The organism is Serratia silvae (assembly GCF_023282985.1).
GTDB classification, from domain to species: Bacteria; Pseudomonadota; Gammaproteobacteria; order Enterobacterales; family Enterobacteriaceae; genus Chania; species Chania silvae.
This window is the reverse complement of the sequence record NZ_JAGQDC010000008.1, coordinates 13828-34735: the sequence shown is the minus strand read 5'-3', so window position 1 is coordinate 34735 and position 20908 is coordinate 13828. Positions and strand designations below refer to the sequence as shown.

The window sequence follows — 20908 nt, the reverse complement described above, 5'->3', positions numbered from 1 at the left end:
GGCTTACTCATGCCCGCGTGATATTGAATGCTGGTGACTTAGGGTTACTGGCATTTTTTTTAGGATATTTCTGTGCGTTGCCGTAACATCTCCTTGTTAAAGTAACTCTCGTTGGCAGTCCGCTGTATATTTGTATATTCCGCTGTATCTAAGAGCTTTCTAGCGACTTTTTTCGGTGGCGCGGGATTTTTCCTGTGGCAGTTGGCACGACGTTAAAATGTTGGTTACCCTTAGCCGGTGGCTTTCTTGCTGATATTGTTTCGTCAGTATATTTTGCTCATTTTCCCCGCACGGGGATGTCAAGTAGGACGTCAGAATGGAAGAACTTAACGTAGTAGAAGGCATTAACAATGCCAGCAGTTGGCTCGTCAACCATCAGGATATGCTGATCCAATATGCGGTGAATATTGTTGCCGCGATCGTTATTTTCATTATTGGTTCGGTGGTGGCTCGTGTGGTGAGCAATGCGCTCAGCCGCGTGATGAAGCTGCGTGGCATCGATGCCACCGTAGTGGATTTCCTGGCTGCGATGGCGCGTTACAGCATCCTGGCGTTTACCTTTATTGCTGTACTGGGGCGCATTGGCGTACAGACCACCTCGGTAATTGCCGTGTTGGGTGCAGCCGGCCTGGCCGTTGGTCTGGCGCTGCAAGGATCGCTGTCCAACTTTGCGGCCGGTGTGCTGCTGGTGGCCTTCCGTCCGTTACGGGCCGGGGAGTTTGTCGACTTAGGGGGCGTTTCCGGGACGGTAGATCAGGTACAGATTTTCTCGACCACGCTGCGTACCTCTGATAACAAAACCATTGTGGTGCCGAACGGTAAAATCATCGCGGGCAATATTATCAACTATTCCCGTGAGCCAAACCGCCGTGTGGATATCGTGGTCGGTGTAGCTTATGACGCCGACATCGACCTGGTGAAGAAGGTCTTGGGTGACGTGATTGCGGCTGATAAGCGCATCATGCACGATAAAGGCGTGACGGTACGCCTCAATGAAATGGCACCTTCTTCACTGAACTTTGTCACTCGCTCCTGGACCACCAACGCTGAATATTGGAACGTGTACTTTGACCTGATGGAAAACTTCAAGCGTCAGCTGGATGCCCACCAGATTGGTATTCCGTTCCCGCAGATGGATGTGCATGTACGCCATGTAGCTAAAGCGGCTGAACAGCCGGAGTAATGATCTGACGTTCCCTCACCTTCTGGCGAGGGAACGCATTTTCATCAAACAAACGGCGCTAACGGATCGGCGGCTGCAAAGGCCACTTCACGTTCAGCCTGCGGGGGGATAGATCAACTCGTTGGTAATGGTGACTTTGATTTTCTTTCCCTCTTCTCTGGTGAATTTCACCACCTGATCCCAACCTTCGGAATAGACCGCGTTTTGCCCAATCACTCTTAACGGCTCATTGACATGCAGCCTGCCTTGCGGATCTCTTCCCTATTCAGATTGAAGAGTGGATTGGCCATCGCCGTAACGATTGAGCATTAGCGTTACTGATGCCCGATTAGAAATATCCATTTCCCCTAATAATTTTCTCTTCGTATGATGCGCGTGTTGAACAGCACACGCCGCTTTCCAGGCGCTGATATTTCCAGAAGGAACACCATGTTAGCCATCTATCTGCAAGGCTTTGCCTTGAGCGCCGCGATGATCCTGCCGCTTGGCCCACAAAACGTGTTTGTGATGAACCAGGGGATCCGCCGCCATTATCATCTGATGACCGCCTCACTGTGCGCGTTGAGCGATATCGTTCTGATTTGCGCCGGTATTTTTGGCGGTAGCGCCTTGCTCAGCAGTTCACCTATGCTATTGGCGCTGGTGACTTGGGGCGGTGTTGCTTTCCTGCTGTGGTACGGCTGGGGGGCTTTCCGCACTGCGTTTAGCCAACATCTGGAGCTGGCAGCGGCGCAAGAAATGAAGCAAAACCGCTGGCGCATTGTGGTGACCATGTTGGCCGTCACCTGGCTGAATCCGCATGTGTATCTCGATACCTTTGTGGTGCTCGGCAGCCTGGGAGGGCAACTGAAACCAGACATTCGCTCCTGGTTTGCCTTGGGGGCGGTCAGCGCTTCGGTCGTCTGGTTCTTTGCTTTGGCATTGTTGGCCTCATGGCTGGCCCCGTGGCTGAAAACCCTGACGGCACAACGGATTATCAACGTTCTGGTTGGGCTGGTGATGTGGGTCATTGCACTGCAATTGGCCTGGCATGGGCTAACCGCTAATTGGTAAGAATCGACCATGTTCGACTGTAGGGGCAGCCGCATGCTGCGCCCCTACGGTTGAGAAGATTGAAGTTTATTCGCCGTTATTTTGTCACTAATCCGAATTCCAAGGGCGGCAGGATGTGTTAGCTTTGAGACTAGGCAATTAGTCATTCAAGGAGACACTGTGAAGCTTAAAGCATTGGCCATGGCCGCAATGATTGGATTAGGCACGTTACCTCTGGCGCTGCAGGCAGCAGAAGTACCTGAAGGGCCGCATGTGGTCACTTCCGGTACGGCCAGCGTGGACGCCACCCCGGATATTGCCACGCTTGCGATCGAAGTCAGCGTCTCTGCCAAAGATGCCGCCCAGGCGAAAAAACAGGTTGATGAACGCGTAGCGCAGTATTTTGACTTCCTGCAAAAAAATGGCATCGAAAAGAAAGATATCAATGCGGTCAACCTGCGTACCCAGCCAGAATATGACTATCTGAAAACCGGTGAATCGCAGCTGAAAGGCTACCAGGCCGTGCGCCAGGTGCAGGTAACGTTACGCCAGTTGGATAAACTCAACGAGCTATTGGACGGTGCGCTTAAATCAGGTTTGAACGAAATTCGTGCGGTTGAGCTTGGGGTAGCCAAGCCAGAGGTTTATCGCGAGCAGGCGCGTCAGAAAGCGATTGAAAATGCCACTCAGCAAGCCGCCTCGTTGGCGCAGGGCTTTAAGGCCAAGCTGGGGCCGGTGTACAGCATTCGCTATCACGTCGCCAACTACCAGCCGATGCCAGTCGCACGCATGTTTAAAGCCGCTTCTGCGGCACCGGAAAGTGATGCCGCCCAGACTTACGAACAGCAAAGCATTCACTTTGACGATCAGGTAGACGTGGTGTTCGAGCTGCAACGCAACGCCGCGCAGTAAGCAATCTCTTACCGGGGCGCGGCATCATGCTGCGCCTTTAATCCTGCCTTAACACCTGATGCCCATGAGACAGCAGCGCATCGGTGACTTTACGCATCATGCGGCTCTCCGGTGCAAAACGGTGCCAGAACAGCATACGGCGCTGGAACAGGCCCGGAGTCAGATCGATCAACTCCCCGCTCGCCAACTCTCGCTCAATTTGCAGGTGCGGGATCATACAGCAGGTGGTGCCTTGCCGTGCCAACTGCACAAACGCCTCGGAAGAGTTAACGATATGGCAGGGGACGCTGCCCGGCGAGAGATCGAAGTTCTGCTGTAAAAACGCCTGATGCATATCGTCAAGATGATCGAATGCCACCGCCGGAGCCTTCAGCAGGGCGGAACGGGTCACGCCGTTGGGGAAATAGCGATCGGCAAAGGCTTTCGACGCGACGAACAGATAGTCCAGCGCGCCTAACTGATCGACCAGGCAGCTTGGCAGTGGCTGCGGCTGGATACTCACCGCACCCACCACTTCCCCCCGGCGCAGGCGCTCCTGCGTGCGGGTTTCGTCTTCCACCTGCAAATTCAGACGCACTGGGGAATCGGCCAGCACCGGTTTTAGCGCCGGTAACAGCCAGGTTGCCAGGCTGTCGGCGTTGACCGCCAGCGACAACAACAGCGGTGTATCGACCCCATTGTCATTCCCTAACCACTCCTCTTCCAGCAGCTCGACCTGATGCAGCAAGGCCAACAGTTTCTGACCCTGCTCGGTTGGGCGTGGTGGCACGGTACGTACCAGCAGCGGTTGGCCGAACAGATTTTCCAACTGTTTGATGCGCTGGGATACCGCCGATTGGGTGATGCAAAGTTTTTGTGCCGCGCGTTCAAAGCCACGCTCACGGATCACCGCGTCCAGCGCTTGCAGCGTTCTATAGTCTGGGCGTTTCATCGGAGAGAAGATCCCTTTTAGTAAATTGATTCAGGCACTATGCCACATTTTTGCACTTTCTCAGGTGAAAAAATCCCGCCGCTCTTTTCAGCGCGGGCGTCGTAAGGAGGGCTAGAAATGTGCGGCAGGTTAAATAAGTGTGTTTTAGCCTAAGTTGCTGCCGACGATTTACCCTATAATACGCACACGTTTTCGTATAGAGGCAATGAACACATCATGACTCAGGATGAACTGAAAAAAGCGGTAGGCTGGGCGGCACTGGAATATGTGAAACCTGGCACTATCGTGGGCGTGGGTACCGGCTCTACCGCCGCTCATTTTATTGATGCGCTGGGTTCGATCAAACACCAGATCGAAGGTGCGGTATCCAGTTCAGACGCTTCGACCGCCAAGCTGAAAAGCCTGGGGATACACGTTTTCGATAGCAATGAAGTGGATTCGTTGGATATCTACGTTGACGGTGCCGATGAAATCAACGGCCACATGCAGATGATCAAAGGCGGTGGTGCAGCGCTGACCCGCGAGAAGATCATTGCTGCCATTGCCCGTCAGTTTATCTGCATTGTCGATTCAACCAAGCAGGTTGATGTGCTGGGTAAATTCCCGCTGCCGGTAGAAGTGATCCCGATGGCCCGCTCCTACGTGGCACGTGAGCTGGTCAAGCTGGGTGGCCTGCCTGAATACCGCCAAAATGTAGTGACCGATAACGGCAACGTGATCCTGGATGTGTATAACCTGGAAATCCTCGATGCTATCGCGTTGGAAAACAAGATCAACAGCATTGCTGGCGTGGTTACCGTCGGCCTGTTTGCCAACCGTGGCGCAGACGTAGCGCTGGTCGGTACGCCGGATGGCGTAAAAAAAGTGGTCAGATAATCCGGCTGTGAAACCGGTGAGCCTGCTGACAAAACCTCAGCCGGTTCACCGGTTTTTACTGGCTAGCGGTTCGCTGCGCATAATTATTGTCTTAAAATATTTTTTCTCAAAATCGACGAATTTGGTGACATATGTCACATTACGTTCATAACCTCCATTAAGCTTCTGCCTAACTCTTTCCCTATGGCATTTTCCACCAGAAACCACCAACATCGCTGAGCCTTGTGCTGACGGGCAGGCAATCGTTTGTATTGCCGGGCGCGATATTTTTGTTATGTTGGAGGGACATGCTGTTGATTTTGAGTTGCTGCCGGTTTGGCGGTAATTTCGAAATTATACCCTATGGATTTCAAGTTGCAGCTTGAAAGACGACGGGTATTGAGGGGAAACAGCCGCTTCTGAAGTCTGAACATAGGGTCGGGTAAATGGCAAAAGTATCATTGGAGAAAGACAGGATTAAGTTCCTGTTGGTAGAAGGGGTTCATCAGAGCACGGTGGATAACCTGCGTGCTGCCGGATATAGCAACATCGAATACCACAAAGGTGCGTTAGACACCGAAGCGCTGAAGGCATCCATCCGTGATGCACACTTCGTGGGTATCCGATCGCGTACGCATCTGTCCGAGGAAGTCTTCGCAGCCGCAGAGAAACTGGTCGCGGTGGGCTGTTTCTGTATCGGCACCAACCAGGTTGATTTGAAAGCGGCGACCAAACGCGGCATTCCAGTGTTTAACGCGCCTTTCTCCAATACTCGATCCGTGGCCGAAATGGTGCTGGGTGAGCTGCTGTTGATGCTGCGCGGGATCCCGAAGGCCAATGCCAAGGCGCACCGTGGTCAGTGGGAAAAGCTGGCTGTCGGCTCGTATGAAGCACGGGGCAAGAAGCTGGGGATCATCGGCTACGGCCATATCGGGACTCAGCTCGGCATCCTGGCGGAAGGCCTGGGGATGAAAGTGTTCTTCTATGACATCGAGAACAAGCTGCCGCTGGGTAATGCACAACAGGTGCGCCATCTTTCCGATCTGCTCAATATGAGCGACGTGGTCACGCTGCACGTACCGGAAACGCTGTCGACCAAGAACATGATCGGCACCGAAGAGCTGGCGCTGATGAAGCCAGGTGCGATCCTGATCAACGCCTCACGCGGCACTGTGGTGGATATCCCGGCACTGTGTAACGCCTTGGCGAGCGACCATCTGGCCGGTGCGGCAATCGATGTGTTCCCGGAAGAGCCGGCAACTAACAGCGATCCGTTCAATTCTCCACTGTGCGAGTTCGATAACGTGCTGTTGACGCCGCATATCGGCGGTTCAACCCAGGAAGCGCAGGAGAACATCGGTGATGAAGTGGCTGGCAAGCTGGCGAAGTATTCCGATAACGGCTCTACGCTGTCGGCGGTCAACTTCCCAGAGGTTTCGCTGCCGGGTCATGGCCCGAACGCCAGCCGTTTGCTGCATATTCATGAAAACCGCCCAGGCATCCTGACGCAGATTAACCAGATTTTCGCCGAAGAGGGCGTGAACATCGCGGCCCAGTATTTGCAGACCAGCTCGGAAATCGGCTATGTGGTTATCGATATCGAAGCGGAAACCGAACGTGCGGATGCCGCGTTGCAACGTATGAAAGCGATCGAAGGGACCATCCGCGCCCGCTTACTGCTCTAATATACCCGTCGTCTTTCAAGCTGCAACTTGAAATCCATAGGGTATATACAACATGACGCAGGCCGGAGCAATCCGGCCTTTTGCTATGCGGAGACTGGCCAAGTCCAGGTTTGTGACGGGGTAATAATCTCTGGCAGAGGGATATCCCATTGCTCCACCGGCAAGGCGCTAACCTGTTGGCAATCGTGCGCAATCCCCATCGGATAGGGGCCAGCGTGCTGCCAGTTCTGTAAGGTACGATCATAAAACCCGCCGCCCATTCCCAGGCGTTGCCCTGCCGAATCGAAGGCCACCAGCGGCGTCAATACCAAATCCAACTGTGACACTGGCAAGACGTAGCGGACATCGAGCGCTGGCTCGAGGATTTTGAAGCGGTTGCTCACCAGCGATGTTTGCGCGGTGTAATGCAGGAACAACAGGTTACCGGGGCTGAACGGATGCAAGACTGGCAGATAAACGCGCTTACCCAGTTGCCACAGCCGCTCGATCAGCGGGCCTGTATCTAGTTCGCCATCAAAAGAGAGAAACGCCGCAATGTGTCTGGCCGCCTGAATGCGTGGATGTAGCGCAATATTGCTGGCCATTTGCTGGGCAAAATCATGCTGTTGGGCGGGCGTTAAGGCACGGCGTCGTTGGCGTATTTCATTACGGATGAGTTGGCGTTGCTGAGCAAACTGAGGTTGCAAAGACATAGTACTGGATCCGCGAGTAGTAGTGAGTTAACACACTGACAAACGCAGGTGAAGGGATCTCCGAGATGCCGTCGCAGGCTGTAACCCTTGAACCCATGGTTCAAGGTGAACGTGCTGTCACAATCTTAAGGCTTCTCGGACGGGCCGAGCATGCACACCGATCATGGATCATCACATTCTGTTGGTACTAAATATCGGCTCAGGGGACTGGCCCGCTGGCAAACATCTCAGAGAAATTTTTCACTCATTGCTGGAGCCTTCAACTCCAGCAACTTAAGTTATTCGAATTGTGCATCCTGACGTTCAGAGATGCGACCCTGTTCAAGCAGCGCTTGTTCAATGGTCTGTTGCAGCATACGAATTCGTTGTTCCATATTGGCCGCATAGTCACGCGTTTTCAAGCGTTCTTGAGCAAGTTCGTGACAGACGTTCAATGCTGCGATAAAAACGAGTTGCTCTGTATTTGTGACTCTAGTGCGAACTTTAAGATCTTGCAACCGTTGGTTAAGATCTTCTGCTGCCATGTTCAACGCATCTTGTTGTTCTGGCGGGCAATTGACTCTTAACGAGCGGCCAAAAATTTGAATATCTACCGGTTGTGCAGACATGCCACCTTCCTGCCTAAATTTCGCGCCAGCACCGGTCAGCCATTGCCGGGCTGCCGAAGCGGGCGTCACTATATATACCTGGGTACCAAGATTCAACACTTTTTCAGTACCTGGTTGTAATCTGCCGCGCCTAACATTACCAGACAAAAAACGGTTGCAAAATGCGTATTTACCGTACGTTTGCCCGGACTGCGCTGATTATAACTAGCCACTGAGGTGTTGCCTCAACTGGTATACCAACGGACCTTGGTGGTAGCATAACACGAACTTATCCTGCCAACGATGACGAATGCGCATGTCTATACAGAATACATTTCCAAGTTACCAATCTTTGACCGTGGCTCTTAACCAGCAGGCGGTTGCTTTAACCGCCGCTGAGATGCACGGTTTGATCAGTGGCCTGCTGTGCGGCGGCAACCGTGACGCCAGCTGGCAGACGCTGGTGTTTGATCTGACCAACGAGGGCATTGCCTTCCCGCAGGCGTTGAGCCAACCGTTACAGCAGCTGCATGAAATCACTCGTGATACGCTGGAAGATGACGAGTTCATGTTCCAACTGATGATGCCGGAAGGCGAAACCGTCAGCGTGTTTGACCGTGCGGATGCCTTGGCGGGTTGGGTAAACCACTTCCTGTTGGGGCTGGGCATGATGCAGCCGAAGCTGGCGCAGGTGAAAGATGAAGTGGGCGAGGCGATCGACGATCTGCGTAATATCGCTCAACTGGGTTATGACGAAGGCGAAGACCAGGAAGAACTGGAACAGTCGCTGGAAGAAGTGGTGGAGTACGTGCGCGTTGCTGCGTTGCTTTGCCATACTGAATTTACCCGCCAGAAACCGACGGCCCCGGAAAATAAAAGGCCAACGTTGCACTGACCGGCGGATCCCACGTCCGTTGGCCGAGAGCGCTGATAACCCCTACTGACTGCGTTCAGCAGGTGGCATAAACCGATTTCAGGAGATGTGATGACCCAGCAGGAATTTCATAAACGCCGTCAGGCTTTGTTGGCACAGATGGCTCCGGCCAGCGCGGCAGTGATTTTTGCCGCACCGGAAGCGACACGCAGTGCAGACTCTGAATATCCTTACCGTCAGAACAGTGATTTCTGGTATCTGACCGGTTTCAACGAGCCGGAAGCGGTGTTGATCCTGGTGAAGAGTGATGAAACTCATAACCACAGTGTGCTGTTCAACCGCGTACGCGATCTGACGGCAGAAATCTGGTTTGGCCGCCGTTTGGGGCAAGACGCGGCTCCGGCCAAGCTGGGGGTAGACCGCGCACTGGCCTTCGACGAAATCAACGATCAGTTGCACCTGCTGCTCAACGGCCTGGATGTGGTGTATCACGCGCAGGGGCAATATGCCTATGCCGATGAAATCCTGTTCGGCGCGCTGGATAAACTGCGTAAAGGCTTCCGTCAGAACCTGGAAGCACCTGCAACCCTGACGGATTACCGTCCGTGGCTGCATGACATGCGTCTGTTCAAATCGGCAGAAGAAGTAGCGGTCATGCGCCGCGCCGGAGAGATCAGCGCTCTAGCGCATACCCGTGCGATGGAGAAGTGCCGCCCGGGCATGTTCGAATATCAGCTCGAAGGGGAGCTCCTGCACGAGTTTAATCGCCTGGGGGCTCGCTTTCCGTCTTACAACACCATCGTCGGCAGCGGAGAAAATGGCTGCATCCTGCATTACACCGAAAACGAGTGTGAAATGCGCGACGGCGATTTGGTGCTGATTGATGCCGGCTGTGAATATCGTGGTTATGCCGGCGATATCACCCGCACCTTCCCGGTTAACGGCAAGTTCAGCAAGCCGCAGCGGGCGGTGTATGACATCGTGCTGGCGTCGATCAACAAGGCACTGGAACTGTTTAAACCGGGCATCAGCATTCGCGAAGTGAACGATCAGGTCGTTCGCATCATGATCGCCGGGTTGGTTGAATTGGGCGTGATGAAGGGCGACGTGGAACAGCTGTTTGCCGAGCAGGCACACCGCCAGTTCTTTATGCACGGCTTGAGCCATTGGTTGGGGCTGGATGTGCATGACGTGGGTCACTATGGTTCAGCGAGCCGTGATCGCGTGCTGGAGCCTGGCATGGTGTTGACGGTTGAACCTGGCTTGTACATCGCGCCGGATGCCGATGTGCCGCAGGAGTATCGCGGTATCGGTATCCGCATCGAAGATGACATCCTGATCACGCAAGACGGCAATGAGAATTTGACCGCCAGCGTGGTGAAGGATGCTGACGCGATTGAAGCCTTGATGGCGGCGGCCAGATAACATGAGCGTAATCATTGTGGGCGGTGGAATGGCGGGCGCTACGTTGGCGCTGGCGATTTCATCACTGACGCAGGGCAAGGTGGCGGTCGATCTGGTGGAGGCCACTCGGCCGGATGATCGTGCGCATCCAGGCTTTGATGCGCGGGCTATCGCTTTGGCGCAGGGAACCTGCCAACAGCTGGCGCGTATCGGCGTTTGGGCTGCGCTGCGAGACTGCGCCACGGCGATCACTCACGTCCACGTCAGCGATCGCGGGCATGCCGGTTTTGTGAACCTGCACGCACAGGACTATCAGGTGGAGGCGTTGGGGCAGGTAATTGAACTGCACGACGCTGGGCAGCGGTTGTTTGCGTTGCTGGCAAAAGCTCCTGGGGTCACCCTGCATTGCCCGGCTAAAGTGGTCGATGTGCTGCGCACCGTCGATTGCGCGCAAGTGCTGTTAGATAACGGGCAGCGCCTGACGGGCCAGTTGCTGGTGGCGGCGGACGGTTCACGTTCGGCGTTGGCGCAGGCCTGCAATATCCAGTGGCAGCAGAGTGATTACCCGCAGTTTGCCACCATTGCCAACGTTTCGACGGCCGAGGCACCGCAAGGGCGGGCGTTTGAACGCTTCACCCGTTACGGGCCGTTGGCGCTGTTACCGATGTCTGGTGGGCGTAGCTCGTTGGTTTGGTGCCACGCACGGGAAACTCGTGAACAGGTCGATAGCTGGAGCGACGAGCGTTTTCTCAGCGAGTTGCAACAGGCGTTCGGTTGGCGGTTGGGCAAGATGCTGAAGGCGGGTAAGCGCCACAGTTATCCGCTTAACCTGTTGAGGGCCAATCAACATGTCAGCCACCGTTTGGCGCTGGTCGGCAACGCGGCGCAAACGCTGCATCCGATCGCCGGGCAGGGGTTCAACCTGGGCCTGCGTGACGTGATGTCGCTGGCGGAAACCCTGGCAGAAGCCGCGCAGGCGGGTACCGATCTGGGGGCCTATGCGCTATTGAGCCAGTATCAGCAACGTCGGCAACAGGATCAGCAGGCGACCATTGGCGTCACCGACGGTTTGATCCGCCTGTTTGCCAATAGCTACGCGCCGCTGGTCGCTGGGCGTAATCTGGGTCTAATGGCGATGGAGCAGCTACCGGCCATGCGCGATGCCTTTGCCAAACGCACGTTAGGCTGGGTTGAACGCTAATTTATTCCCTCATATTCCTTGTTGAAGTGGGGCAAAATATTGATAACGGTCACCGAATCAGCTCTCTCTCTGTGGGAGAGGGTTGGGGTGAGGGGCAAATTTAAGGAACTCAAGCAGCATGCAATCATTTGATGTGATTATCGCCGGTGGCGGTATGGTGGGATTGGCACTGGCCTGCGGTTTGCAGGGCAGTGGCCTGCGCGTAGCGGTGTTGGAACATCGGCAGCCGGAGTTATCGCCGCTGCCAGAACAGCCAGCGTTGCGCGTATCTGCCATCAACGCCGCCAGCGAACGTTTGCTGCAAAGGATTGGTGTGTGGGATGAGATCCTCAACCTACGCGCCAGCCCGTATAACGCAATGGAAGTTTGGGATCGTGACAGCTTCGGCAAGATCGCGTTTCGCGGCGACGAATGCGGTTTCAGCCATCTCGGCCATATCATTGAAAATGAGGTGATCCAGCAGGCGTTGTGGCACAAGGCAGCCACGTTGGCCGATGTGACGCTGCTAGCCCCGGCCGCGCTGAAACAGGTGGCTTGGGGGGAAAACGACGCCTTCGTCACGCTGGAAGATGGCCGCATGTTAACCGCCCGGCTGGTGATCGGTGCCGACGGCGCCAACTCCTGGTTGCGTCAGCACGCCGATATCCCGTTGACCTTCTGGGACTACCGCCACAGCGCGCTGGTGGCGACCATTCGCACCGAAGAGCCCCATTTGGCTACTGCCCGCCAGGTGTTTCATGGCGAAGGGATCCTGGCCTTCCTGCCGTTTAGCGATCCGCATTTGAGCTCGATCGTCTGGTCGGTAGCGCCAGAAGAGGCAGAACGGCTGCAACAGCTGGAACCGGAAGCCTTTAACCGCGAACTGGCTATGACCTTTGATATGCGTTTGGGCAACTGCCAGCTCGAAAGCGAGCGGTTAACCTTCCCGCTGACCGGGCGATACGCTCGTAGTTTTGCCGCCCATCGTCTGGCGCTGGTAGGAGATGCAGCACATACCGTGCATCCGCTGGCTGGGCAGGGCGTGAATCTGGGCTTTATGGACGCCGCCGAGCTGATATCCGAGCTGAAACGCCTGCAACGCCAGGGCAAGGATATCGGCCAGCACCTGTATTTGCGCCGTTATGAGCGCCGCCGCAAGCACGGTGCCGCAGTGATGCTGGCGAGCATGCAAGGGTTCCGCGAACTGTTTGCAGGCCATAACCCGGCGAAGAAGCTGCTGCGTGACGTGGGCTTAAGGCTGGCCGATAGCCTGCCGGGCGTGAAGCCGAAACTGGTGCGGCAGGCCATGGGGCTTAACGATCTGCCGGACTGGCTCGCCTAGTCAGCTCGGGGCTGACAAACCTTACTAATGAGGGGCGCCGCATGCTGCGCCCGCTAATCTGCATGTTGTACCCGTCATCGATTTCCCTTATACCTCCCCTTCGTTTGAGAAATTCTAATTTCAGGCAAAATTTTCCATTACTTTTTCTAATTCCATGGTCGGTTATCAAAAACCGAAATTCTCTATCCCAGCCCCTGTTTGTTATATAACTTCGGATTTTTGCCGCTTTAATTGTTAATTTTGTGCCTTAAAGCGCATTTTTCCAGTGAAAAACTCTGCAAACTAGCGCGGCATTTTACCGACCCTGAACCCGGTCGAGCCTATTTTAACTTATGGTTAATAGGAACGTTCGGTGTTAACGTCAGGGCAAAGGTATCGTTTGCGTCGTTGACCATTGGCGAGGCAATTTGTGTTGAGCAGCCAGCGTGTTTCGCGCAATCAGGCCCGCGAGCCATACCCGCCTTATTGCGTAATAACACCCTGTCTTCGGCTACTTGAGTGGAAAGAGGGAAAAGATGGCAAAGCAAACCCCACTGTACGACCAGCACGTGGCGTGCGGTGCGCGCATGGTTGATTTTCATGGCTGGATGATGCCGCTGCACTATGGCTCCCAGATTGATGAACACCACGCCGTGCGTCAGGATGCCGGCATGTTCGATGTCTCCCATATGACCATCGTGGATCTGCGCGGTGCTCGTACCCGTGAATTCCTGCGTTACCTACTGGCGAACGATGTCGCCAAACTCACCCAATCTGGTAAAGCGCTGTATACCGGCATGCTGAATGCGTCCGGCGGCGTGATCGACGATCTGATCGTCTACTTCTTTACCGAAGACTATTTCCGCCTGGTGGTGAACTCCGCCACCCGCGAAAAGGATCTGGCCTGGATCGAACAGCATGCGGCTGCGTACAACGTTGAGCTGACGGTGCGCGACGATCTGGCGCTGGTTGCGGTGCAAGGCCCACAGGCCAAAGAGCGCGCTGCGACCTTATTTACCCCAGAACAGAAGCAGGCTGTGGAAGGAATGAAGCCTTTCTTTGGCGTGCAGGCGGGGGATCTGTTTATTGCTACCACCGGCTACACCGGTGAAGCGGGCTATGAAATTGCCCTGCCGAAAGAGCAGGTAGTGGATTTCTGGCAAAAACTGCTGGCGGCAGGGGTCAAACCTGCCGGATTGGGCGCTCGCGATACGCTGCGCCTGGAAGCTGGCATGAACCTCTACGGTCAGGAAATGGACGAAGGTGTTTCACCGTTAGCCGCCAATATGGGCTGGACCGTTGCCTGGGAACCGCAGGATCGTCAGTTTATCGGCCGTGAAGCGTTGGAACAGCAGCGCGAAAAAGGCACCGAACAACTGGTCGGCTTGATCATGACGGAAAAAGGCGTATTACGTAATGAGCTGCCGGTGCATTTCACCGATGCGAACGGTCAACCGCAGGTAGGGGTGATCACCAGCGGTTCTTTCTCACCGACCCTGGGCTTCAGCATTGCGCTGGCAAGGGTTCCGGCCGGTATCGGTGAGCAGGCTATCGTACAGATCCGTAACCGTGAAATGCCAGTGAAAGTCTGTAAGCCAGGTTTTGTACGTGCCGGTAAGTCACTGATCAATTAGTTTTTATTCTTCGAAGGAGTAGCAGGCCAATGAGCAATGTGCCAACAGAATTGAAATACGCCACTTCCCATGAGTGGGTGCGTGACGCAGGCAACGGCGAATACGTCGTCGGTATCACCGAACACGCGCAGGAACTGCTGGGCGATATGGTCTTTGTCGATCTGCCGGAAGTCGGCACCAAGGTTTCCGCAGGTGATGACTGTGCCGTCGCGGAGTCGGTCAAGGCCGCTTCCGATATTTATGCGCCAATCAGCGGTGAAATCATCGCGGTTAACGGCGAACTGGAAAGCTCCCCAGAGCTGGTCAACAGTGAGCCGTACGGCGAAGGCTGGCTGTTCCGCATCAAGGCATCTGACGAGGCAGAGCTAGGCAAGTTGCTCGATGCCGATGCGTATCAGGCTTCTATCGACGAATAATCACTATCACGCCCCACCAACCTGTGGGGCGTTTTGTCGTTCAGGCTATATCCCGTACCCCGCAAGCATTCAGGAATTTGTAGCAATGACTCAGACACTCAGCCAACTTGAACACAGCGAAGCGTTCATCGAGCGCCACATCGGCTCTTCCGCAGAGCAACAGCAGCAGATGCTGGAAGCCGTGGGCGCTCGCTCGCTCAGCGCGCTGATCCAACAGATTGTGCCGGCCGATATCCAACTGCCAGGGCCTCCGCCGGTTGGCGATGCGGCCACTGAACATCAGGCGCTGGCCGAATTGAAGGCGATTGCCTCACAGAATCAGCGCTACAAATCCTATATCGGTATGGGTTACAGCGCAGTGCTGACGCCGCCGGTGATCCTGCGTAACATGCTGGAAAACCCAGGCTGGTATACCGCTTATACGCCTTATCAGCCGGAAGTGTCGCAAGGCCGCCTTGAGGCGCTGCTCAACTTCCAGACGCTGACCCTGGATCTGACTGGGCTGGATCTGGCCTCTGCTTCGTTGCTGGATGAAGCTACCGCTGCCGCAGAAGCGATGGCGTTGGCCAAGCGTGCCAGCAAACTGAAAGACGCCAACCGCTTCTTTGTGGCTGACGATGTGCACCCACAAACGCTGGACGTAGTGCGCACCCGTGCCGAAACCTTTGGCTTTGACGTGATCGTCGACAAACCGGCGAAGGTGCTGGAGCTGCAAGGCGTGTTTGGCGTGCTGCTGCAACAGGTTGGCACCACCGGTGAACTGCACGATTACAGCGCCCTGTTGGCGGAGCTGAAAACGCGCAAAATCATCACCAGCGTGGCAGCCGATATCATGGCGCTGGTGCTGCTGACGGCACCGGGCAAGCAAGGGGCCGACGTGGTATTCGGTTCTGCGCAACGCTTCGGCGTACCAATGGGCTACGGTGGCCCACACGCGGCGTTTTTTGCCTGCCGTGACGAATTCAAACGGTCGATGCCGGGCCGTATTATCGGGGTATCCCGCGATGCTGCTGGCAATACCGCGCTGCGCATGGCGATGCAAACCCGTGAGCAACATATCCGCCGCGAAAAGGCCAACTCGAATATCTGTACCTCGCAGGTGCTGCTGGCCAACATCGCCAGCCTGTATGCGGTGTACCACGGCCCACAAGGCCTGCAACGTATCGCCGGGCGTATCCATCGCCTGACCGATATCCTGGCCGCTGGCCTGCAACAAGCGGGCCTGCCACTGCGCCATCAAACCTGGTTCGACACGCTGACCGTGGAAGTGAAAGACAAGGCGGCGGTGCTGGAACGTGCGCTGGGCTTTGGCATCAACCTGCGTACCGATATCCACGGGGCAGTAGGCATCACCTTGGATGAAGCGACTTCCCGTGAAGATGTGCAGACGCTGTTTGCCCTGTTGGCAGGCGATAACCACGGTTTGGATATCGATGCGCTGGATGCCGCCGTGAGCAAAAATAGCCAGTCGATCCCGGCGGCCATGCTGCGTAAAGATCCGATCCTCACGCATCCGGTATTTAACCGCTATCACAGTGAAACCGAGATGATGCGCTATATGCATCGTTTGGAGCGTAAAGATCTGGCGTTGAACCAGGCGATGATCCCGCTGGGTTCCTGCACCATGAAGCTGAACGCCGCTGCGGAAATGATCCCGATCACCTGGCCTGAATTCTCTGAACTGCACCCGTTCTGCCCACCAGAGCAGGCGGCAGGTTATCAAGTGATGATTGGGCAACTTTCCCAGTGGTTGGTGCAACTGACTGGTTACGATGCCGTGTGCATGCAGCCTAACTCGGGTGCACAGGGCGAATATGCTGGTCTGCTGGCGATCCGCCGCTACCATGAAAGCCGCAATGAGGCTGGGCGTAATATCTGCCTGATCCCAAGCTCGGCGCATGGGACCAACCCGGCTTCTGCCCAGATGGCGGGCATGGGCGTGGTGGTTGTAGCCTGTGACAAGAACGGTAACATCGATCTGCACGATCTGCGGGTGAAAGCCGAGCAGGCCGGGGAAGCCCTGTCCTGCATCATGGTCACCTACCCGTCAACCCACGGCGTGTATGAAGAAACCATCCGCGAAGTGTGCCAGATCGTGCATCAGTTTGGCGGCCAGGTTTATCTGGACGGTGCCAACATGAACGCGCAGGTGGGGATCACCACGCCGGGCTATATCGGCGCGGACGTATCGCACCTCAACCTGCATAAAACCTTCTGTATCCCTCACGGCGGTGGTGGCCCAGGCATGGGGCCTATCGGCGTGAAATCTCACCTGGCACCGTTCGTGCCGGGCCACAGCGTGGTGCAGATTGATGGTGTTACCACCCAGCAGGGCGCGGTTTCTGCTGCACCGTTCGGCAGTGCCTCTATCTTGCCGATCAGCTGGATGTATATCCGCATGATGGGCGCGGAAGGGCTTAAGCAGGCCAGCCAGGTGGCGATCCTGAATGCCAACTACATCGCAACCCGTCTGAAAGACGCTTATCCAGTGCTGTATACCGGCCGCGATCACCGCGTGGCGCACGAATGTATTCTGGATATTCGCCCACTGAAAGAAGAGACTGGCATTAGCGAGATGGATATTGCCAAACGTCTGATCGACTACGGTTTCCATGCGCCAACCATGTCGTTCCCGGTGGCAGGCACGCTGATGGTTGAACCGACCGAGTCGGAAAACAAAGTGGAGTTGGATCGCTTTATCGATGCGATGCTGGCTATCCGCAGCGAGATTGATCGCGTACAGCTTGGTGAATGGCCACTGGAAGACAACCCATTGGTCAACGCACCGCACGTGCAGGCCGAGCTGGTCAGCGACTGGCAGCATGTTTACAGCCGCGAGCTGGCTGTATTCCCGATAGCGGGTGTGCGTGAGAATAAATACTGGCCGAGCGTGAAGCGCCTGGATGATGTCTACGGCGACCGTAATCTGTTCTGCTCTTGCGTACCGATGAGCGATTACGAATAACACCACCAGCCAACATGATGATCGAGGGATGCTGCATGATGCTGCGTCCCTTTTTTATTGCAGCACCGCAGCGATTGCTGTTCACTGATTAACCTATCGTCGAGCAGCAAGTTATCGGACTTGCTTTCGTGAGTACCGGCAGTCGTTTCTGATCTCAACAGCAAGGAACCGTAATGACAAAAGTAGTGTTAGTGACCGGTGCCAGCCGGGGCATAGGCCGCGCGACGGCATTATTATTGGCCCAGCAGGGCTATGCGGTGGGCGTCAATTATCTGCGTGATAGTGCTGCTGCTGAGTTAGTGGTGGCGCAGATCCGCCAACTGGGAGGCAAGGCGCTGGCTCTGCAAGCAGATATCGCCGAGGAAGCAGAGGTAGGGGCGATGTTTGCCGAACTGGAAGCCACGTTGGGGCCAGTCGATGCACTGGTCAATAACGCAGGCATTCTGTTCCAACAGGCGAGCATTGAGCAACTCACCGCCGAGCGGATCAATAAGGTGCTGACGACTAACGTCACCGGATATTTTCTTTGCTGTCGCGAAGCGGTAAAACGTATGGCGCTACGCCATGGTGGGCAGGGCGGAGCGATAGTTAACGTGTCTTCGGCTGCGTCGCGTCTGGGGGCTCCGTGGGAATATATTGATTATGCAGCGTCAAAAGGAGCGGTGGATACGTTGACTACTGGTCTGGCGTTGGAAGTGGCGGCGCAGGGGATACGCGTCAACTGCGTAAGGCCGGGTTGTATTTACACCGAGATGCATGCCAGTGGAGGAGAGCCGGGGCGCGTAGATCGGGTGAAGTCTGCGTTGCCAATGCAGCGGGGCGGTCAGCCAGAGGAAGTGGCGCAAGCCGTTGCCTGGCTGCTTTCCGATGCGGCGTCCTACGTCACCGGCAGCTTTATCGAGGCCGCTGGCGGGCGCTGAACCAGCAAGGGCGCCATCGGCGCCCTAATCGATTACTTCAACCAGCCTTTACGCTGTGCATCCTGCAAATGCTGCTCCAAATAGTGCCACAACTCAGGATGGATATCGGCAATCATGGTATTACGGTCCAATACCTGTTGCAGGCTGATATCATTCTCTACCCAGCTCTGACCGCCGTTGTGCAGATTCATCAGCATTGGCATGCAGCGATCCAGCACCAGCGCAAAGCGGGCATCGGCGCTTGCGCCTTCTTCATACTCCTGCCACAGCGCGGTGAAAACACCACGTTGAGGTTCCGGCAATATCCCGAACAGCCGTTTTGCCGCCGCCACTTCCTGATCGTGGATCGCTGCCCGAGCCGCCAGATCGTAAACCATGACGTCACCGGCATCGATCTCGACGATATCGTGCAGCAGGGCCATCTGGATCACGCGCTGAATGTCCACCTCATCGCTGGCATAAGGGGCCAGGCTCAAGGCCGCAATGGCAAAGTGCCAACTGTGCTCGGCCGAGTTTTCCTGACGCTGGGTGCCCATCACCTTGGTACGGCGTTGCACGCTTTTAAGTTTGTCGATTTCCATCAGAAACTGGATGGTTTGAGTCATGGAGCCAAAGTCTAACGCGGGTACAGCGGATGGCATGGTACGAACCTCTAGGTGGATGATGGGATACCCGCTGTTTTCCAGCCTAACTGACGGTAACTGAAATCCATAGGGCGCAAAGCATGTCGATTGTAGCCTAGCGGGCTGAGGATTTCGATGTTAGCGCGGTGTTACAAGCGTTCACAGTTTTATTTTAGCGTACACGTGTACACTGGAATCATTCTCAGCTAATCTCATCTGCGGTTATTTCGCACAATATGCGTTGTTTTGAGGGGTTGCGCGCTATGGGTAAAAAGGACGAAGTGAAAGTCGGGGCCGACCAGTTGCATGCCACGGCTTATCCATGGGCAGAGGAAATTGCCAACAGCATCAGTCACGGTATCGGTTTAGTGTTTGGGATTGTCGGCTTGGTGCTGCTGTTGGTTCAAGCGGTAAACGACGGCGCTGGGGTAACGGCCATCACCAGTTATAGCCTGTATGGCGGCAGTATGATCCTGCTGTTCTTGGCTTCCACCTTGTATCATGCCATTCCGCATCAAAGGGCCAAGCACTGGCTGAAAAAATTTGACCACTGTGCCATCTACCTGCTGATCGCTGGTACCTATACACCGTTCCTGCTGGTGGGGTTGGATTCACCGTTAGCGAGAGGGTTAATGGTGGTGATCTGGGGGTTGGCGTTGTTCGGGGTGATTTTCAAACTGGCGTTTGCGCACCGATTTGAGGTGCTGTCGCTGGTGACTTACCTGACCATGGGCTGGCTGTCGCTGATCGTGATTTATCAGTTGGCGATGCGCCTAGAAGTCGGTGGAGTCACTTTGCTGGCGGTGGGGGGCGTGGTGTATACGCTAGGAGTGATTTTCTACGCCTCGAAACGCTTCCGTTTTGGCCATGCGATCTGGCACGGTTTTGTGCTCGGCGGCAGCGTGTGCCACTTTATGGCGATTTATCTTTACGTATAATTCGCCAATCTGTTGTTGATATATTGCCAAAGCGTTTCTTTTGGGTTAAAAAGAGGCGCTTGTTTCTTTCGGGTATCCAGCAAGCCTTAGCTTTATTTCTGAGCCCGCCAAACCCCTCGCTTTCAAGTCGCAGGGGTTGGCTGCGCTTGCTGCTGGCTGACCTGCATCTTGAGATCTATGGGGGAATTTTGCACCTCCCGGTGCCTTTGATCACTACCCAGGACTCATCACTATGATCGTTCGTTTATCCAAAGCGCTGCTGGTCTGCGCTATCGCGCTATTTGCCTCATTGGTGGCCTTTGGCAATATCACCGATTACGACACCAACTTCGCTTTCGTACGTCATGTTTTTATGATGGATACGATATTCCCCGATGCCACGATCACCTATCGTTCTATCCAGTCGCCATGGCTGCATCAGGTGGGGTATATCGGCATTATTGCGTTGGAAACCCTCACCGCTATTTTGTGTTGGATTGGGGGGATACGCCTGCTGTGCGGCCTGAAATTGCCAGCGGCCAAATTTAATCGGGCCAAAACCTTCGCCATCGCGGGGCTGACGTTAGGCTTCCTCACCTGGCAGGTGGCCTTTATGTCGGTTGGTGGCGAGTGGTTTGGCATGTGGATGTCAAAACAGTGGAATGGGGTGCCTGATGCTTTCCGCTTCTTTGTCACCATTTTGCTGGTGCTGATCTATCTGGTGCCGCGTGATGGGGAATTGGACGAATAACTCGTCTGGCCGCAGGCGCGATGCCT

General features: G+C 55.3%; 19 protein-coding genes, 1 other RNA gene and 1 pseudogene. 15 read left to right on the top strand and 6 right to left on the bottom strand.

The annotated features are described in order from the left end of the window. The first annotated feature begins 316 nt into the window (after positions 1 to 316). Positions 317 to 1183 carry a small-conductance mechanosensitive channel MscS gene (gene mscS, locus KAJ71_RS11655; protein ID WP_248945888.1) on the top strand — a complete coding sequence of 289 codons (867 nt, stop codon included), beginning with the start codon at positions 317 to 319 and terminating at the stop codon, positions 1181 to 1183. 44 nt (positions 1184 to 1227) lie between these two features. Here mscS and KAJ71_RS11650 read toward each other — a convergent pair. After that, a pseudogene (locus KAJ71_RS11650) lies at positions 1228 to 1384 on the bottom strand (NAD(P)/FAD-dependent oxidoreductase); the annotation flags it as partial. A gap of 228 nt (positions 1385 to 1612) precedes the next feature. Here KAJ71_RS11650 and argO point away from each other — a divergent pair. Both argO and KAJ71_RS11640 read left to right on the top strand, forming a co-directional pair. Beyond that, positions 1613 to 2236 carry an arginine exporter ArgO gene (argO, locus tag KAJ71_RS11645; protein WP_248945887.1) on the top strand — a complete coding sequence of 208 codons (624 nt, stop codon included), beginning with the start codon at positions 1613 to 1615 and terminating at the stop codon, positions 2234 to 2236. Positions 2237 to 2395: 159 nt separating this feature from the next. Continuing rightward, positions 2396 to 3127: an oxidative stress defense protein gene (locus KAJ71_RS11640; protein ID WP_248945886.1), complete on the top strand. Its 732-nt coding sequence runs from the start codon at positions 2396 to 2398 to the stop codon at positions 3125 to 3127. 37 nt (positions 3128 to 3164) lie between these two features. Here the strand turns inward: KAJ71_RS11640 and KAJ71_RS11635 are convergent, their stop codons facing one another. Continuing rightward, positions 3165 to 4058 (bottom strand): LysR family transcriptional regulator ArgP, encoded by an 894-nt coding sequence (locus tag KAJ71_RS11635; RefSeq protein ID WP_248945885.1) that lies wholly within the window; start codon positions 4056 to 4058, stop codon positions 3165 to 3167. A 216-nt stretch (positions 4059 to 4274) separates the two neighbouring features. Between KAJ71_RS11635 and rpiA the strand changes: the two genes are divergently transcribed. Together rpiA and serA are read left to right on the top strand one after the other, a co-directional pair. Next, positions 4275 to 4934 (top strand): ribose-5-phosphate isomerase RpiA, encoded by a 660-nt coding sequence (gene rpiA / locus KAJ71_RS11630; RefSeq protein WP_248945884.1) that lies wholly within the window; start codon positions 4275 to 4277, stop codon positions 4932 to 4934. 425 nt (positions 4935 to 5359) lie between these two features. Continuing rightward, positions 5360 to 6598 (top strand): phosphoglycerate dehydrogenase, encoded by a 1239-nt coding sequence (gene serA, locus KAJ71_RS11625; RefSeq protein ID WP_248945883.1) that lies wholly within the window; start codon positions 5360 to 5362, stop codon positions 6596 to 6598. Positions 6599 to 6681: 83 nt separating this feature from the next. On the opposite strand, the gene KAJ71_RS11620 is transcribed toward serA, so the two are convergent. From KAJ71_RS11620 to zapA, 3 genes are all read right to left on the bottom strand, one after another. Next, positions 6682 to 7290: a 5-formyltetrahydrofolate cyclo-ligase gene (locus KAJ71_RS11620; protein WP_248945882.1), complete on the bottom strand. Its 609-nt coding sequence runs from the start codon at positions 7288 to 7290 to the stop codon at positions 6682 to 6684. 53 nt (positions 7291 to 7343) lie between these two features. Beyond that, positions 7344 to 7527: non-coding RNA, 6S RNA (ssrS, locus tag KAJ71_RS11615), on the bottom strand. 41 nt (positions 7528 to 7568) lie between these two features. Continuing rightward, positions 7569 to 7898 carry a cell division protein ZapA gene (gene zapA, locus KAJ71_RS11610; RefSeq protein ID WP_021179791.1) on the bottom strand — a complete coding sequence of 110 codons (330 nt, stop codon included), beginning with the start codon at positions 7896 to 7898 and terminating at the stop codon, positions 7569 to 7571. 295 nt (positions 7899 to 8193) lie between these two features. Between zapA and KAJ71_RS11605 the strand changes: the two genes are divergently transcribed. The 8 genes from KAJ71_RS11605 to KAJ71_RS11570 all read left to right on the top strand — a co-directional run bounded on the left by KAJ71_RS11605 (position 8194) and on the right by KAJ71_RS11570 (position 18591). Beyond that, positions 8194 to 8772: a YecA/YgfB family protein gene (locus tag KAJ71_RS11605; protein ID WP_024486381.1), complete on the top strand. Its 579-nt coding sequence runs from the start codon at positions 8194 to 8196 to the stop codon at positions 8770 to 8772. A 90-nt stretch (positions 8773 to 8862) separates the two neighbouring features. Then, positions 8863 to 10176 carry a Xaa-Pro aminopeptidase gene (gene pepP / locus KAJ71_RS11600; RefSeq protein WP_248945881.1) on the top strand — a complete coding sequence of 438 codons (1314 nt, stop codon included), beginning with the start codon at positions 8863 to 8865 and terminating at the stop codon, positions 10174 to 10176. A 1-nt stretch (position 10177) separates the two neighbouring features. After that, positions 10178 to 11356 carry a 2-octaprenyl-6-methoxyphenyl hydroxylase gene (gene ubiH / locus KAJ71_RS11595; RefSeq protein WP_248945880.1) on the top strand — a complete coding sequence of 393 codons (1179 nt, stop codon included), beginning with the start codon at positions 10178 to 10180 and terminating at the stop codon, positions 11354 to 11356. A 118-nt stretch (positions 11357 to 11474) separates the two neighbouring features. Then, entirely contained in the window at positions 11475 to 12677 is a 1203-nt protein-coding gene (gene ubiI, locus KAJ71_RS11590) for an FAD-dependent 2-octaprenylphenol hydroxylase (RefSeq protein WP_248945879.1), read from the top strand. 515 nt (positions 12678 to 13192) lie between these two features. After that, positions 13193 to 14290, top strand: coding sequence for a glycine cleavage system aminomethyltransferase GcvT (gcvT, locus tag KAJ71_RS11585; RefSeq protein WP_248945878.1), 1098 nt, complete (start codon positions 13193 to 13195; stop codon positions 14288 to 14290). Positions 14291 to 14319: 29 nt separating this feature from the next. Further along, complete coding sequence (gcvH, locus tag KAJ71_RS11580) at positions 14320 to 14706, top strand: glycine cleavage system protein GcvH (protein WP_248945877.1); 387 nt, start codon at positions 14320 to 14322, stop codon at positions 14704 to 14706. Between the two features lie 85 nt (positions 14707 to 14791). Beyond that, a complete protein-coding gene (gene gcvP, locus KAJ71_RS11575) occupies positions 14792 to 17671 on the top strand; it encodes an aminomethyl-transferring glycine dehydrogenase (RefSeq protein ID WP_248945876.1) in 2880 nt (959 codons plus the stop codon). A 173-nt stretch (positions 17672 to 17844) separates the two neighbouring features. Beyond that, complete coding sequence (locus KAJ71_RS11570; RefSeq protein WP_248945875.1) at positions 17845 to 18591, top strand: SDR family oxidoreductase; 747 nt, start codon at positions 17845 to 17847, stop codon at positions 18589 to 18591. Between the two features lie 32 nt (positions 18592 to 18623). Here KAJ71_RS11570 and KAJ71_RS11565 read toward each other — a convergent pair whose 3' ends face one another. After that, the gene (locus KAJ71_RS11565) at positions 18624 to 19232 is read right to left on the bottom strand and encodes an HD domain-containing protein (protein ID WP_248945874.1); all 609 of its coding nucleotides are present in this window, start codon (positions 19230 to 19232) and stop codon (positions 18624 to 18626) included. 245 nt (positions 19233 to 19477) lie between these two features. Between KAJ71_RS11565 and trhA the strand changes: the two genes are divergently transcribed. Both trhA and KAJ71_RS11555 read left to right on the top strand, forming a co-directional pair. Beyond that, complete coding sequence (trhA, locus tag KAJ71_RS11560; RefSeq protein WP_248945873.1) at positions 19478 to 20152, top strand: PAQR family membrane homeostasis protein TrhA; 675 nt, start codon at positions 19478 to 19480, stop codon at positions 20150 to 20152. Positions 20153 to 20384: 232 nt separating this feature from the next. Next, the gene (locus tag KAJ71_RS11555) at positions 20385 to 20882 is read left to right on the top strand and encodes a DUF2165 family protein (protein WP_248945872.1); all 498 of its coding nucleotides are present in this window, start codon (positions 20385 to 20387) and stop codon (positions 20880 to 20882) included. Positions 20883 to 20908 lie beyond the last annotated feature (26 nt).

Excerpts from the sequence above, each read along its gene's own strand:
- mscS (WP_248945888.1), top strand. The coding sequence starts at position 317 with ATGGAAGAACTTAACGTAGTAGAAGGCATTAACAATGCCAGCAGTTGG.
- argO (WP_248945887.1), top strand. The coding sequence starts at position 1,613 with ATGTTAGCCATCTATCTGCAAGGCTTTGCCTTGAGCGCCGCGATGATC.
- KAJ71_RS11635 (WP_248945885.1), bottom strand. The coding sequence starts at position 4,058 with ATGAAACGCCCAGACTATAGAACGCTGCAAGCGCTGGACGCGGTGATC.
- rpiA (WP_248945884.1), top strand. The coding sequence starts at position 4,275 with ATGACTCAGGATGAACTGAAAAAAGCGGTAGGCTGGGCGGCACTGGAA.
- serA (WP_248945883.1), top strand. The coding sequence starts at position 5,360 with ATGGCAAAAGTATCATTGGAGAAAGACAGGATTAAGTTCCTGTTGGTA.
- KAJ71_RS11620 (WP_248945882.1), bottom strand. The coding sequence starts at position 7,290 with ATGTCTTTGCAACCTCAGTTTGCTCAGCAACGCCAACTCATCCGTAAT.
- zapA (WP_021179791.1), bottom strand. The coding sequence starts at position 7,898 with ATGTCTGCACAACCGGTAGATATTCAAATTTTTGGCCGCTCGTTAAGA.
- KAJ71_RS11605 (WP_024486381.1), top strand. The coding sequence starts at position 8,194 with ATGTCTATACAGAATACATTTCCAAGTTACCAATCTTTGACCGTGGCT.
- pepP (WP_248945881.1), top strand. The coding sequence starts at position 8,863 with ATGACCCAGCAGGAATTTCATAAACGCCGTCAGGCTTTGTTGGCACAG.
- ubiH (WP_248945880.1), top strand. The coding sequence starts at position 10,178 with ATGAGCGTAATCATTGTGGGCGGTGGAATGGCGGGCGCTACGTTGGCG.
- ubiI (WP_248945879.1), top strand. The coding sequence starts at position 11,475 with ATGCAATCATTTGATGTGATTATCGCCGGTGGCGGTATGGTGGGATTG.
- gcvT (WP_248945878.1), top strand. The coding sequence starts at position 13,193 with ATGGCAAAGCAAACCCCACTGTACGACCAGCACGTGGCGTGCGGTGCG.
- gcvH (WP_248945877.1), top strand. The coding sequence starts at position 14,320 with ATGAGCAATGTGCCAACAGAATTGAAATACGCCACTTCCCATGAGTGG.
- gcvP (WP_248945876.1), top strand. The coding sequence starts at position 14,792 with ATGACTCAGACACTCAGCCAACTTGAACACAGCGAAGCGTTCATCGAG.
- KAJ71_RS11570 (WP_248945875.1), top strand. The coding sequence starts at position 17,845 with ATGACAAAAGTAGTGTTAGTGACCGGTGCCAGCCGGGGCATAGGCCGC.
- KAJ71_RS11565 (WP_248945874.1), bottom strand. The coding sequence starts at position 19,232 with ATGCCATCCGCTGTACCCGCGTTAGACTTTGGCTCCATGACTCAAACC.
- trhA (WP_248945873.1), top strand. The coding sequence starts at position 19,478 with ATGGGTAAAAAGGACGAAGTGAAAGTCGGGGCCGACCAGTTGCATGCC.
- KAJ71_RS11555 (WP_248945872.1), top strand. The coding sequence starts at position 20,385 with ATGATCGTTCGTTTATCCAAAGCGCTGCTGGTCTGCGCTATCGCGCTA.